Below are 13,655 nucleotides of genomic sequence, written 5' to 3'. Positions count from 1 at the left end.
GCAGCATCGTGAAAATCATGCGACGCGCAGGAATAGAGGCGGCAAAGCTCGCCGTGGTCTTGTGGTTCGTCTCGGTGTTCGCCTTCCTCGCTCTTCGGCTCACCCCTGGGGATCCAGCAGTTCTGCTGCTAGGTCCCCAGGCGGGGCGTCCGGATGCGGCGGAAACGCTGGCCCGGCTACGAACAGAAATGGGGCTCGACCAGCCCTGGCCGGTTCAGTATGGAATCTGGCTTGGCGACATCCTGCGCGGAGACTTTGGAGTCTCAAGCCGCAGCGGGGTTGCCGTCGTTGAACTCGTAGCGGGCGCTGTTCCGCCCACGTTGTTCCTCATCCTGGGAGCCGTGCTCATTGCGGTACCGCTCTCCATCATCTTCGGAATGGCCGCTGCGTATTTCCGCAATGGAATCGTCGACCGGGCAGTGCGTCTGGTTACGACATTGGCGATCGCGATTCCCGCAGTCTGGCTCGGACTGTTCCTCATCATCATTTTCTCGGTCACGCTCGACATTTTGCCGTCCGGTGGATTCACCAGCCCCTTCGACGACTTCGGAGAGTTCTTCATCCAGATGATTCTGCCGGTCACGACGCTGGCGATCTTCCTCGGGGGAGTGCTGACGCGCTTCGTCTATGCCGAAGCCTCCGACGTTCTCCGCCAGGATTACATGCGCACGGCACTGGCCATGGGCATTTCGACACCGCGCCGCGTCTTCGTCTACGCCATGCGTAATGCTGTCACTCCGATGATCACGATCGTGGGAGTACAGATCGGAGCGCTCGTCGGAGGTGCCGTGCTCGTGGAGGCCGTCTTTGGCCTCGGCGGTATCGGCCAACTCCTACTCTCGAGCGTTCTCAACCGTGACTACCAAGTAGTGCAGGGCGCCGTCTTGCTCACCACGATTGTGGTGCTGCTCGTTGGTTACCTTGCAGACCTCGCTTACCGTCTCGTCGACCCGAGGATCACAGAATGACACTCACCGAACCCCGCACGAGCGGAACACCCCTGTCGCGCACCTTCGCTGCTATTGCCGCCGTCGGCCCCGCGAGACTCTCTCTCATTGTCATCGGCGTAATCGCCCTCTTCATGGCAGTCTGGCCCTCGCTCTTCAGCCCGTACTCGCCATCGGCGATTGACGCGTCGTCCATTCTGTTGTCTCCGAGCTTCGCGCATCCGTTGGGAACGGATGAAGCGGGAGCCGACGTTTGGGCTCGACTGGTCTACTCCACTCAGCTCGAACTCGTCATCGCGGCGGGCAGCGTTCTCGTGGCTCTCGTCATCGGCCTTCCCACCGGCCTCATCGCCGGAAACGCAGGACGGTTTGTGGATGGCGCGTTCACGAGTGTCGCTTCGGCGACGCTCGCTTTCCCTCTCGTGCTCTTCGCCATTCTGATGGTCGCGAGCTTCGGCACCACGAGCCTTTCGCTCACGGTCATTATTGGGTTCCTCTTCTTCCCTCGCGTCTTTCTCTTGATGCGAGCGCAAACGCGCAGTCTCAAGGAGCGCGAGTTTGTCACAGCGCTGCGGGTCGGGGGAGTGCGACCGACTCAAATCTTGGGTCTCCACGTGCTTCCCAACTCCGCCGGCCCTCTGCTGACGCTGATCCCCACGCTCATGGCGGAAGCCATCCTGATCGAAGCCGGTCTGAGCTATCTCGGTTTGGGCGTCGATTTGCCCGCCTCCACGTGGGGCACGATCCTCGAGGCTTCGAAGAACTACTACGTCACGTCACCCTGGTACGCGATCTCGGCCGGCCTTGTCATCACCTTCGTCGCTGCCGTGCTGATGTTCGCTGGCGAACTTATCGCTGAATCGGCCAACCCCATGAGACGGCGGCGTCGCTCATGACCCCCGTCACGCTGCTGCGCGGAGGTCAGGTTGCCGACGGAACCGGCGCCCCACTTCTCGACGCCGACGTTCTGATCGCCGACGGAAAGATCGCCGGCATCGGGCACTTCCCCGAGGGCGATGCCGACGTGGTGGTCGACTGCACAGGCCTCATCGTGGCACCGGGATTCATCGACATCCACACGCACTCCGATCTCACCCGCTTTGCGTACCCGGAATGTGAATCACGCGTGCTGCAGGGCATCACCACCGAAGTGATTGGCAATTGTGGTTTGAGCCCGGCGCCGATTCGCGGCAACCCCGACGACGTTCGGGCGATTATCGGGCCCGTAGACATCGTCGCGGATGTCAAAGTGAGCTGGAACTCGGTGAGTGAGTACTTTGCCGCGCTCGATGCCACACCGGCGGCGACGAACGTGGCACCTCTAGTGGGGCACGGAACTATCGTGCTTGCCGCTCAAACCAGAGTCGGGCTAGACCCCCATCACGATGACGATCGCCGCGCGACCATGGTTGCCGAGCTGCACGAGGCTCTAGCGGCGGGCGCGTGGGGCTTGAGCTTGGGTCTCATGTATTCGCCGGGCGAACTCAGCCCAGTCGACGAACTCACTGAACTTGCGCGTTCAGTTGCTCAACACAATGCTCTGCTCAGCATGCACATGCGCGCGTACGACAGCGACGGACTGGCGGATGCGGTGACTGAGGCCCTGCAGATTGCTGAGACCTCGGGAGCTCGCCTGCAAATTTCGCACTTTCGCTCGATCCGTGACGACGATGGCAGCGCCCTCGACGCCGCGATCGCCCTCGTCGAGAACGCGAACGGCGATGTGCAAGCCGATGCGTATCCGTATCTTGCCGGTCACACCACGATGCTTCAACTGTTGCCGACCGAGCTGCGGGCACTTCCCGTGGCCGAGATCGCCCAACGCATTGCGGATGCTCCGGCTGCCGTTGCCGAGATGCTTGAGTCGGCGGCAGGGTTTCCACCGGAGGCCATTACGGTGGCTAAGGCCTCAGCAAATCCGCTCGCGGTGAGCAGAACTCTCGCGGATCTAGTTGCTGATTCAGGCCACGAGTCGTGGGGTTCTCTCGCCGTGGAACTCCTCAGCGCGAACGATCTCAACGTTGATGTGATCATCGTCGGCACGCGTCCCGTCGACGCACTCCGGGTGCTGCAGCATCCGCTCGTTTCTGTGGCATCGGATGGGCTCGCCCTGAGCCTGACCCACGATGCCAATCTGCCTCATCCGCGGTCGATCGGTACCTTCCCGCGTTCGTTCGACGAACTCTCGCGTGCTGGCATGACCACCGTGGAGATCGTGCACAAGATGACTGCGAAGCCGGCAGCTCGACTGGGCTTTAGTGACCGCGGCGTGCTCGCGGTTGGTGCGTGCGCTGACGTCACGGTCTTCGACGCGTCAACCGTTGCGGACCGGGCAACCTACGCATCCCCACTCGAAGCACCGCAAGGAATCGCCCACGTTTTTGTGAACGGCGTCCGGGTAGTGCGCGACGGCCGTCACACCCATGAATTGCCTGGCCACGTCTTGAGAAGGAGAACAGCATGACCCCTTCACCGTTACTAGAAATCTCAGACCTCACGGTTCGCTATGGCACGGGCAACGCTAAGCCCGCCGTCAATAAGGTCTCGCTGTCCCTCGCCGCCGGCGAGACGGTCGGGCTTGTGGGCGAATCGGGGTCGGGCAAGTCGACCGTCGCGCGCGCCGTGCTCGGATTGATGCCTTTCGAAGGAACCATCACGTACCAAGGTGAGAACCTTGCCGAAGTGACACCGACCCGCATGCGCGCTATCCGCAGCGACCTGCAGATGATCTTCCAAGACCCGTACGCCACACTCGACCCGCGGATGACGGTCGGGCGGCAAATCGCGGAGCCCATGCTGGTGCACAAGATCGTGCCGCGCTCCGGTGCCGCCGCCCGCGTGGGCGAGCTGCTCGAGCAAGTAGGGCTGTCGGCGGAGATGGCCGGCCGGTACCCGCACGAGTTTTCCGGTGGTCAACGCCAGCGCATCGCGATCGCCCGGGCGCTTGGCGTTAGCCCGTCGCTGATCGTCTGCGACGAACCGACCAGCGCGCTCGATGTTTCGGTGCAAGCCCAAGTGCTCGAACTGCTTCAAGAACTTCAACGCACTCAAGGAATCGCCTACCTGTTTATCGCCCACAATCTGGGCGTCGTGCGTGCCATGTCGCATCGAGTCGCTGTGATGTACCTGGGGGAGATCGTGGAGTACGGAACGTCTGACGAGGTATTCGGCAACCCGCAACATCCCTACACTCGTGCCCTGATCGAAGCGGTTCTTGAACCCGATCCTGCATCGCGGCATCGTCCGCTGTCGATCGACCCCGATCTCACTAGCCCGATCAACGTGACGAGGAGCCGCGCATGAGCGACCAAGCACTCTTAGAAATCCGGGATCTTTCGGTACGGTTCTCGGCATCCGCCCCTCCCGCGGTGCGCGGTGTTTCCATTCGCGTCGAGGCGGGCACCCGCGTGGGAATTATTGGCGAATCGGGCTCCGGCAAGTCGGTCACCGCGATGTCGGTCTTGCGCCTGAATGACGAACGAATCGCCCACTATGGCGAGGAATCATCCATCACTCTCGATGGTCGTGAACTTCTCAAAGCGCCGCTCTCGGCGATCCAAGGCGTCCGCGGTGCGCAAGCCTCGATGATCTTCCAGGACCCAATGTCGGTGCTCAACCCGGTGTTTCGAGTAGGGCACCAAGTGCGCGACGTTCTCGTGGCGCACCGCCCCGAGCTGCGAAAGACCGCCAAGGCTCTCGTTATCGAGAGTTTGGATGCGGTCGGTATTCGTAACCCCGCCGCGGTCTACCGTCAGTACCCTCACGAGCTCAGCGGCGGAATGCGCCAACGCGTCATGATCGCGATGGCGATCGCATCGTCACCCCGACTGCTGATTGCGGATGAAGCGACGAGTGCGCTCGACGTGACCGTGCAAGCAGCCGTGCTTGAGACCATCGGTGCTCTCGCCGACGATCGCGGAATGGCGGTGCTCATGATCACTCACGACATGGGCGTTGTCGCGCGTTTCTGCGACTACGTCTACGTGATGTATCACGGTGAAGTCGTCGAATCAGGCGCGGCCGCCGACATCCTTACCTCACCTCAGCACGACTACACCAAGAAACTTCTTGCGTCAGTTCCTCGCCTTCACGGCGATCAGCCCCGCACGGCTTAGTGCGGGCACCCCAACCAACCCCAAAGAAAGGCATCAATGTTCCACGCAATCACCACCCCAGACGCTCCTCAGCCCGCCGGCACCTACAGCTCTGCCGTCGTCGCAGGCTCGCTCGTGTTTCTTGCCGGTCAGGGCCCGTTCGACAAAGACAGCAACCGCGTCGGCGAGACCTTCGCTGAGCAGGTTCGCCAGACCTTCCGCAACCTCGAGACCGTTGCTCAGGCTGCCGGCACGAGCCTTGAGAACACCGTGCGCTACGGCGTGTACCTCAAGACCCTCGATGACTTCGCTGAGTTCAACGAGATCGCGGCAGAGTTCCTCACGGCACCGCTCCCGGCGCGCACGACGATTCAGGCCAACCTTCGTGGCTTCGACGTCGAGCTCGACGCGATCGTCGCGCTTCCCGCGAAGTAGCAATGCGTCTCGCAGTCATTGACGGCCGAGCATCGCTCCTCGTCGACGGCACCGTTGTCGATATCGAGCGTGCGAGTGCTGGTCGATTCTCGGCCACGGTCGACGAGCTCTACCGGGACTGGGCACCGTTTCAGGCGTGGGCGGCGGATGCCGTAGCAAGCGACCGTAGCGAGGCCGCGCTTGAACCCGCTCAGTGGGGTGCGCTCGCGCACGCCCCGCAGCAGATTTTTGCGGTCGGACTCAACTACGTTGATCACGCTGCGGAGTCCGGGTTTAACGTCCCGGAACATCCGATGGTTTTCACGAAGTTTGCGTCGTCGATCTCGGGTCCGTTCGAACCGCTCGTATTGCCGACCGACAGTGTCGATTGGGAAGTTGAGCTGGTTGCTGTCGTGGGCGCGGGCGGTCGCAACATCGCCGAAGCAGACGGATTCGCGGCAATCGCAGGCTTCTGCATTGGCCAGGACTATTCGGCGCGCGACGTGCAGATGCGAGGAGTGCCACCGCAGTTCTCGCTCGGTAAGTCGTTCACGGGGTTCGCACCGCTCGGGCCAGTGTTCGTCGACACGGAGAGCTTTCTGCAGCAGTCAGAAATCACTCTCGAATGTTGGATTGACGATGCTCTCGTGCAGAGCGCACCGATGAACGACATGGTGTTTTCGGTACCGCGACTCGTCAGTGAACTCTCGGCCATTGTCGAGTTGCGCCCCGGCGATGTGATCTTTACCGGCACACCGCCCGGCGTCGGCTTCGGCCAGAACCCGCCTCGCTATTTGCGCGCGGGCGAAGTTGTGCGCAGCGCAATTACCGGGTTGGGAACGATGTCTCAGGAGTGCGTGGCTCCGTAGCTCGCGTTCGTTGCTTCTGTGATGAAGGCGCGTCTCTCGTGGGGAGAGGCGCGCCTTCTGTTCCGTGATCGCTACGATTGAGGAGACGCTGCAAGATTAAGGAATGCCCGTGACGTATAGCGCTGTTCGAGTTCGAGAGACTCCCGGAGAGTCAGGCTCTGGCCGCACCGGTGTCGCGGTGATTGTGTTCGGCATTGCGGTGGCAGGCTGGGTCTCATTCGGTCGTCATCTCTTTGGCCTCGGTGGCGATCTCACCGTCATTTACGCGGCGACGCTCGGTGTCATTTTTGCGATTCTGTTGGTGCTTGTCGGCCTTGCGATACGCCGCAGCGACCTGCGCGGCTTCACTACACGCCCCATCACGCACGCGATGCTGATCTCCTCTGGCCTTTCCGCCTTCTTGTTGGGGCTCACCATTCCCGATAACACCCCGGAAGGGTTGCAAACGATCGTGAGCGGGCCGAACGAGCCAGCCCTGGGGATCGCCATCGGAATCGCCAACCCCTTGGGGGTTGTGGGCATTGCGACCGGCATCATCGCGCTGGTGCTCGCAGTCAAGGAATCCCGCGGTCGCATCACGCTCGTCGAGAGCTGGGATGACGACGAGGCTGCCGGATTGAAGCGCGCTTCCGAGTCGACGCAAGATTCTGACTCAGCTCACACCGCCGCAACTTCCGCGAGCCCGAGTTTGTAGCTAGCGGCGTCCTAGCTGCGACTGAGAGCTCAGCTCGTGCCAGCCGCGGTCGTGGTAAACCAGCGGCGGGCCAGCATCCGTCTCGGTTCCGACATGAGAACCCTGCGCGAGAACCAGAATCAACGACGCTGACGCCGTGTCGAGTTGATCAATGCGCTGGCCAACGATGCGCACGGGGGCGCTCGGAAAGTACGGCTCTCCACTCGGTAGGCGCGACCACAGTGAACGGTCGGCGAAGCGGTCGACGCCACTGGTCGCGCACAGTTGGGCAATCGGTAATTGTTCGCTGCCGAGAAAGTGCACGACGTAGGAGTTCGCATTTCGAATCCCCGTCGCGGTGGATGCCTGATGTCCAATCGAGAACGCAAATAGCGGGGGATCCGCGCTCACCGACACGATCGACGTGACCGTAAGAGCGACAGGGCCGAGAGCAGAGTCAGCGGTCACCACCGCCACGCCACCCGGATACCGGCGAAACGCCGCCGCGAATTCGGCTGCGCTCAGCCCGGTAGCGGGCAGGGCATCGTCATCGGTGCCGTGGGGGCGCTCTGCCGTGAAGGGAGCGGTGGGGGCTGTCGTGTGCATTCGTCCATCCAATGGTTCGGGGGATGCGGACTAGCGTGCACTCCCTCGCGCCATGAAGCGAGAATATGTCGATATGTGTCCGACTATTGCGCCTTTGTTTCGCTGCTAGGTGCGCGATATCGAGTCCGGGCGCACGATGAAAGCATGCCTAGACAAATCCGTTTCAATGCCTTTGATATGAACTGCGTCGCTCACCAGTCTTCAGGAATGTGGCGCCACCCCGATGACCAATCGTGGCGCTACAAAGACCTCGACTACTGGACCGAGCTTGCTCAGCTGCTCGAAAAAGGAACTTTCGACGGCATCTTTATTGCGGATGTCCTCGGCACCTACGACGTCTACGCCGGCTCGAACGAGGCCGCGATTCGCCACGGTGCTCAGGTTCCCGTGAATGATCCGCTGTTGCTCGTCTCGGCGATGGCGCATGTCACCGAGAACTTGGGGTTCGGCATTACGGCGGGAACCGCGTACGAGCATCCGTATCCCTTCGCTCGACGGATGTCGACGCTTGACCACCTCACGAAGGGCCGCATCGGCTGGAACGTCGTGACGGGGTATTTGCCATCAGCGGCGCGCAACATGGGTAACGACGATCAGCTCGAGCACGACGACCGCTACGACCATGCCGACGAATATCTCGAGGTGCTCTACAAGTTGTGGGAGGGCTCGTGGGAAGATGACGCGGTTATCCGCGACCGAGAATCGGGTGTCTTCACCGACCCCAGCAAGGTTCACGATATCGAACACAGCGGCGAGCACTTCTCGGTGCCCGGCATCCATCTGGCGGAGCCTTCGGTGCAGCGCACGCCGGTGATCTATCAAGCCGGGGCGTCGCCACGAGGGATCCAGTTCGCCGCGGGCAACGCCGAGGCAATTTTCGTCGCCGCCTCGACCAAAGCGGGTCTTAAGGAAACAGTTGGTCGCATCAGGGATGCTCTCGAAGAAGCAGGCCGCGACCGTTACTCGGCCCGCATCTACACCTTGCTGACGATCATTACCGATGAGACCTCCGAAAAGGCTCATGCCAAATATGCCGACTATCTGAGCTATGCGAGCGAGGAAGGGGCTCTCGTCTTCATGTCGGGATGGATGGGAATCGACCTCTCGCAGTACGACCTCGATGAGCCGATCGGCAATGTGAAGAGCAACGCTATTCAGTCGACCGTGGCGAATTTTCAGAAAGCGAACAGCGACGGCAGCGAATGGAAAGTGCGGGACATTGCGCGCCTCGGAGCCATTGGAGGCCTTGGCCCCTTCATCATCGGCTCAGGGGAGGAGATTGCGGATGAGCTGGAGTCGTGGGTGGCGGAGACTGACGTCGACGGGTTCAATCTTGCCTACGCGATCACGCCGGGCACGTTCGAAGACGTGGTCGAGCATGTCATCCCGGTGCTGCGGGCTCGTGGTTCATACCCCGAAGAGTATGTAGAGGGAACGTTGCGTCAGAAGCTGCATGGCCGGGGCGATCGCTTGCCTGCTGACCACGCTGGCGCGAGCTATCGGCGCCAACCAGTTTCGGCGCCCTGACGGGCTTAGAGCTCGACCGAGTACTTGAAACCGATGTGTGAGGCTTCGAAGCCCAGCTTGGTGTAGAACCGGTGCGCGTCGGTGCGTGCCTCGTCTGATGTGAGTTGGATGAGGGACGCGCCGAGCGTGGGCGCCGCGGTGTCGATAACCCAGCGCATCATCGCGCCGCCGATTCCGCTCGAACGCTGGCTCGCGGCAACGCGCACGGCTTCGACCTGGAGGCGGTGCGAGCCCCGACGCGCCATTCCGGGAATGGCAGTGAGCTGCATTGTTGCGACGACATCGCCCGATGGTGCGACGACAACGAGCAGTGCGTTTGCGGGAGTCGTGGCGATTGCGTGAAAGGCTTTTTCGTAGGCCGGGCGGTCTTCGGGGCGAGCAGTGTCTCCACGCAGGGCGCTGACGGGGTCGTCGGCGAGCAGTTGCAGGATGGTGTCGATGTCTCCGAGTTCGGAGTAGCGAAGAGTCATTTCGCCGTCGCGGGTCTGCAGGGTGGTGGGGACTGTCACTTTAGAGAACACTCCTACGACGTTAGCAGCGCTGGCGCGGTGCCTCGGTCGCAGCCGCCGTGTTGGAGAAAGTGCACGGCCCGAGCGCTCACCGTGGTGAGGGCCCGGGCCGTTGCCGTTCTCGGGGGAGAAGCTGCTAGAAGTTCATGATCTGGTAGCCGTCGACAACGAGCTTGCGAACGCTGGCTTCGCCGCCGTTGTCGGAGAGCAGCGGGAAGCCGCCGTCACGGATGGGTTCGAAGACCTTGTGCGACTTGGCGCAGAATTCGCAGGCACCGATGATCGTGTCGCCGAGCGCCGAGATGAGGCCGTTCATCGGGTGGCCAGCATCAGCGATCTTGGCGAGGGTCTCTACGCCCGAGCCGTCGAACATGACGATGACGTCGTCGCCGGCGGCCTTGAACTCGAGGGCGGTCTTGAGGCCACGGTAGACGCGAGCGTTGTTGTTCTCGAGGGTTTCGAGGATGACTACGGCGATCTTGAGATCTGACATGAAAAACTCCTTGTGTCGGCCATCCAGCGTTTCTAGACGGATCCGTCTAGACAATATAGACGGGTTCGTCTAGAATTGCAAGATGGCTCCAGAAACCCCGCAGATCCGCGTCACCTCGCGCATGAAACTCCTCGCCACCGCGGCAGATCTCTTCTACGCGCACGGAATCAATGCCACGGGAATCGACACTGTGATCGCTCAGGCTGGGGTGGCAAAGGGCAGCATGTATCACCACTTTCCGAGCAAGGAAGCGCTGATCGCGGCGTACTTGGATGAGGAGGCCGACGCATGGCTCGATCGAGTGACTGAGCTCGATGACGCGGATGCCCCGCCAGCAGTCCGCATCGAGCGACTGTTCTTGGCAGTGGCTGACCAAGTCGATGGCGGCACTTTCTACGGTTGCCCTTTCACGAACGCCGCGATCGAATGCCCCGATATGCCGGACGTGCAGGCCGCGATCGCCCGCTATCGGCGCGTGCTTCGGGCGCACGTGAAGGAGATCGTCGGTGTGGATGTGACTGATGCGCTCGTGTCGCGTCTCATCGTGCTCTATGACGGTGCCCTCACGACGGCGAAGCTCACTCGAGACTCCGCCCAGGTTCGAGAGATTGCCCAGTTCGCCCACGAGGTCGCAGCAGCCTAAAGCCACTCGCGCGTCGGCTTGCGGTCTATTCGAACATATGTTCGAATAGCATCATGCGATGGAGTGGGCAGCAAGTGAGCAACGAGGCACCTGATGCTCTGCCCGGGCTCGCGAAGCTCAACAATCTTGTACGAACGGTGCGAACCCCCGAGTTCGACGGCGTCACCTTCTACGAGGTTCTCGCCAAGAGCGCGCTCAATAGGGTGCCGACTGCCAGTGATATGCCATTCGGTTGGACGATCAACCCCATGCGCGGATGCCTCCACCAGTGCACCTATTGCTTCGCTCGCCCCACGCACGAATTCCTCGATCTCGATGCGGGCAAAGACTTCGACACTCAGATCATCGTCAAGGTCAATGTGGCTGAGGTGCTCGCAAAGGAACTCAGTAAACCCAGTTGGGGGAGGAACCCTGTGGCGTTGGGCACCAATACTGACCCTTACCAGCGTGCTGAGGGTCGCTATCGGCTCATGCCGGGCATCATCGCTGCGCTGGCTGGTTCCGGCACGCCGCTATCCATCCTCACTAAGGGAACGTTGCTGCGCCGAGATCTGCCGCTCTTGGTGGAGGCGAGTGAGCATGTACCGGTAGATCTTGGCATGTCGATTGCAATCTACGACGATGACCTTCAGCAGTCGGTCGAGCCAGGCACCCCGACTGCCAAGGCGCGGTTGGCGACGGTAACCGCGGCACGCAATGCTGGTCTTGATTGTGCTGTGTTCCTGATGCCGATTCTCCCGTTTTTGACGGATACCCGGGATCATCTCGAGCGAGCCGTGGAGCAGGTCAAAGCGGCCGGCGGTACATCGATCACGTATTCGGCTCTGCATCTCAAGCCGGGAACTAAAGAGTGGTACTTCGAGTGGCTGGAGGGTGCGCATCCGGAGCTCGTGGGTAAGTATCGTTCGATGTACTCGGCGGGAAACTACGCGCCCAAGGACTACCGCAAGTGGCTTGCTGCTAAATTGCAGCCGATTATTCGGCGTCATGGGTTACAGCGCACCGCTCTCGATCCTGCCACCGGAATCGTCGGCTCTCGGGCCCAGCCGCGGGTCCATGCCGGGGTGCGCTCACGTTCAGGTTCGGTTACACCTTCGTTGATCGCGGAGGAGATGCCGCCGCAATTGGCAGCGCGAGCAATGCCTCAACCGATGCTGTTCTAACGCTTTTCTGAACGCCTCCTCCGTGCCTCCTTGAGGGTTCCAGACAGTTCGTCGCAACTGTCACACCTCTGCTTAGGCTGGTGGCGGCGCCATATACGTAGCGTCACGGTCGACCAGATTGAGGAGTTCGCTCATGCCCTCTCGCAAGAATTCAAGCCTCAAAGATCCCGAGCTCTACGAAGAGCTTCGCGAGGACGGCGCGTCGAAAGAGAAAGCCGCGCGCATCTCGAACGCGGCAGCGAATCAGGGTCGCTCCGAGATCGGGCGACGGGGTGGAGAGTCGGGCTCGTACGACGACTGGACGGTGAAAGAGCTCAGACAGCGCGCCAAGGAGCTAGACCTTCACGGCTATTCGTCATTGACTAAGAGCGAGCTCATCGACAAGCTTCGTTCGCACTAGCGCTCACATCTCGTGCGCTGATGTGTATGGAGTTGCGAGAGCACGCAGCATCCTCGTTCTGAACCCTTGGGGCGGGTGGTCACTGCTGATTAGGCTGGGGCGGTGACTTCAACCCCCTCCTCGTATTACCTCAGGCACGGCGACACTCGCTTCGAATCGACCATTCACGCTCAGGGCGCTTGGAATCCGCACGAGCAGCACATGGCTCCCGTCGCCGGCATTTTGGCGCATGCCTTGGAGGGCTTCGAGGCCCGGCCAGAGCTACGCATTGCGCGCATCAGCTACGAAATTTTGGGACTAATCCCGGATGGCGAGTTCGACATCCACGTCTCGATGTTGAGACCGGGCCGCACTATCGAGCTTGTCCAGGCAGAGTTGAGCGCCGGCGGCCGTGTCGCTGTACGCGCGACGACCTGGCGTTTGCACACTTCAGACACTGCGGAGATTGCGGGCATCGTTGACGAACGGATGCTCGGCCCAGAGAGCGCGGGCGCGCCCGTCAACCTGACGCAGTGGCCCGGTGGCTACATCCGCTCTATCGAGGCACGAGCGCTACCTGAGCACGAAGCAGGCCGCGGGCGAGTCTGGCTGCGCACTCCCGTTCCGCTGCTCGCCTCCGAGCCCATCTCTGACTTCGTGCGGCTCATGGGCCTCGTCGATACGAGCAACGGTATTGCGACGCGGGTGAAGCCGGGGGAGGGTGGCTATGCCTTCCCCAATGTTGACCTTCAAATCCACCTTTATCGTATTCCGGTTGGCGAGTGGCTCGGTCTCGAGAATGCGGTGAGTTTTGGCACCGACGGTGTTGGTCTTACCTCAACGGTGCTGCATGACAGCCAGGGGCCATTTGGGCGAGCGGAACAAATCCTCACGCTGCGAAAACTTTAGGAGACGGAACGCTCTGCCCGTGTGTCTCTTGCGCGTTCACGCCCATGTCAGTAATCTACAACCAAATGGTTGTAGATGAACTGTCCGACTCTCAAGTCGACGCGATGTTTCGAGCGCTGGCGGATGCCACGCGCCGCGACATCGTCACGCGCGTTTTCAGCGAGGGAGTTTCTGTCTCGCAGCTCGCGCGCAAGTACGAGATGAGTTTCGCGGCGGTGCAGAAACACGTGGCGATCCTGCACACCGCAGGATTGGTGACGAAAGAGCGCCACGGGCGCGAGCAAATTGTTCGCGGCAATCTTCAGACCATTCAGCGTGGCCAAGAGTTGCTCGCTCGTGTAGAGAACGTCTGGACGCAGCGAGTGCTGCGCATGGAAGCCGTGCTCAACGAAGAGTAACGACGATGATCCACCACGATTGGAGACCCTA

General features: G+C 61.4%; 17 protein-coding genes. 14 read left to right on the top strand and 3 right to left on the bottom strand.

Annotated features, from left to right (window positions below; genetic code table 11):
• The first annotated feature begins 17 nt into the window (after window positions 1-17).
• The 8 genes from CLV85_RS08665 to CLV85_RS08630 all read left to right on the top strand — a co-directional run bounded on the left by CLV85_RS08665 (window position 18) and on the right by CLV85_RS08630 (window position 7,018).
• Window positions 18-968, top strand: coding sequence for an ABC transporter permease (locus CLV85_RS08665; protein WP_189621809.1), 951 nt, complete (start codon window positions 18-20; stop codon window positions 966-968).
• Complete coding sequence (locus CLV85_RS08660) at window positions 965-1,843, top strand: ABC transporter permease (RefSeq protein WP_100389127.1); 879 nt, start codon at window positions 965-967, stop codon at window positions 1,841-1,843. The genes CLV85_RS08665 and CLV85_RS08660 overlap by 4 nt, the downstream gene beginning before the upstream one ends.
• Complete coding sequence (locus CLV85_RS08655; protein WP_100389126.1) at window positions 1,840-3,411, top strand: N-acyl-D-amino-acid deacylase family protein; 1,572 nt, start codon at window positions 1,840-1,842, stop codon at window positions 3,409-3,411. The genes CLV85_RS08660 and CLV85_RS08655 overlap by 4 nt, the downstream gene beginning before the upstream one ends.
• Window positions 3,408-4,250: an ATP-binding cassette domain-containing protein gene (locus CLV85_RS08650; protein WP_100389125.1), complete on the top strand. Its 843-nt coding sequence runs from the start codon at window positions 3,408-3,410 to the stop codon at window positions 4,248-4,250. Before CLV85_RS08655 ends, CLV85_RS08650 begins: the two co-directional genes overlap by 4 nt.
• Window positions 4,247-5,062, top strand: a complete 816-nt coding sequence (locus CLV85_RS08645; RefSeq protein ID WP_100389124.1) for an ABC transporter ATP-binding protein — start codon at window positions 4,247-4,249, stop codon at window positions 5,060-5,062. Before CLV85_RS08650 ends, CLV85_RS08645 begins: the two co-directional genes overlap by 4 nt.
• Before the next feature lie 36 nt (window positions 5,063-5,098).
• Window positions 5,099-5,476 carry a RidA family protein gene (locus tag CLV85_RS08640; RefSeq protein WP_100389123.1) on the top strand — a complete coding sequence of 126 codons (378 nt, stop codon included), beginning with the start codon at window positions 5,099-5,101 and terminating at the stop codon, window positions 5,474-5,476.
• 2 nt (window positions 5,477-5,478) lie between these two features.
• Window positions 5,479-6,324 (top strand): fumarylacetoacetate hydrolase family protein, encoded by an 846-nt coding sequence (locus CLV85_RS08635; protein ID WP_100389122.1) that lies wholly within the window; start codon window positions 5,479-5,481, stop codon window positions 6,322-6,324.
• 109 nt (window positions 6,325-6,433) lie between these two features.
• Window positions 6,434-7,018 (top strand): hypothetical protein, encoded by a 585-nt coding sequence (locus CLV85_RS08630; protein WP_205030345.1) that lies wholly within the window; start codon window positions 6,434-6,436, stop codon window positions 7,016-7,018.
• Here CLV85_RS08630 and CLV85_RS08625 read toward each other — a convergent pair whose 3' ends face one another.
• Window positions 7,019-7,603: a flavin reductase family protein gene (locus tag CLV85_RS08625; protein WP_100389121.1), complete on the bottom strand. Its 585-nt coding sequence runs from the start codon at window positions 7,601-7,603 to the stop codon at window positions 7,019-7,021.
• Window positions 7,604-7,747: 144 nt separating this feature from the next.
• Between CLV85_RS08625 and CLV85_RS08620 the strand changes: the two genes are divergently transcribed.
• A complete protein-coding gene (locus CLV85_RS08620; protein WP_100389120.1) occupies window positions 7,748-9,130 on the top strand; it encodes an LLM class flavin-dependent oxidoreductase in 1,383 nt (460 codons plus the stop codon).
• Window positions 9,131-9,135: 5 nt separating this feature from the next.
• Here CLV85_RS08620 and CLV85_RS08615 read toward each other — a convergent pair whose 3' ends face one another.
• Together CLV85_RS08615 and CLV85_RS08610 are read right to left on the bottom strand one after the other, a co-directional pair.
• A complete protein-coding gene (locus CLV85_RS08615) occupies window positions 9,136-9,600 on the bottom strand; it encodes a GNAT family N-acetyltransferase (RefSeq protein WP_189621871.1) in 465 nt (154 codons plus the stop codon).
• Window positions 9,601-9,775: 175 nt separating this feature from the next.
• A complete protein-coding gene (locus tag CLV85_RS08610) occupies window positions 9,776-10,132 on the bottom strand; it encodes a DsrE family protein (protein WP_100389118.1) in 357 nt (118 codons plus the stop codon).
• Between the two features lie 82 nt (window positions 10,133-10,214).
• On the opposite strand from CLV85_RS08610, the gene CLV85_RS08605 reads away from it, so the two are divergent.
• The 5 genes from CLV85_RS08605 (at window position 10,215) to CLV85_RS08585 (ending at window position 13,624) form a co-directional block, all read left to right on the top strand.
• Window positions 10,215-10,775, top strand: a complete 561-nt coding sequence (locus tag CLV85_RS08605; protein WP_100389117.1) for a TetR/AcrR family transcriptional regulator — start codon at window positions 10,215-10,217, stop codon at window positions 10,773-10,775.
• Window positions 10,776-10,828: 53 nt separating this feature from the next.
• A complete protein-coding gene (locus CLV85_RS08600; RefSeq protein WP_100389116.1) occupies window positions 10,829-11,938 on the top strand; it encodes an Rv2578c family radical SAM protein in 1,110 nt (369 codons plus the stop codon).
• A 133-nt stretch (window positions 11,939-12,071) separates the two neighbouring features.
• Window positions 12,072-12,338: a DUF7218 family protein gene (locus CLV85_RS08595; protein WP_100389115.1), complete on the top strand. Its 267-nt coding sequence runs from the start codon at window positions 12,072-12,074 to the stop codon at window positions 12,336-12,338.
• Between the two features lie 102 nt (window positions 12,339-12,440).
• The gene (locus CLV85_RS08590) at window positions 12,441-13,226 is read left to right on the top strand and encodes a thioesterase family protein (RefSeq protein ID WP_100389114.1); all 786 of its coding nucleotides are present in this window, start codon (window positions 12,441-12,443) and stop codon (window positions 13,224-13,226) included.
• 65 nt (window positions 13,227-13,291) lie between these two features.
• A complete protein-coding gene (locus CLV85_RS08585; RefSeq protein ID WP_100389317.1) occupies window positions 13,292-13,624 on the top strand; it encodes an ArsR/SmtB family transcription factor in 333 nt (110 codons plus the stop codon).
• The last annotated feature ends 31 nt before the right edge of the window (window positions 13,625-13,655 follow it).

This window comes from Salinibacterium amurskyense (assembly GCF_002797685.1).
Classification (GTDB): Bacteria; Actinomycetota; Actinomycetes; order Actinomycetales; family Microbacteriaceae; genus Rhodoglobus; species Rhodoglobus amurskyensis.
This window is presented reverse-complemented; position numbering and strand designations above follow the sequence as displayed.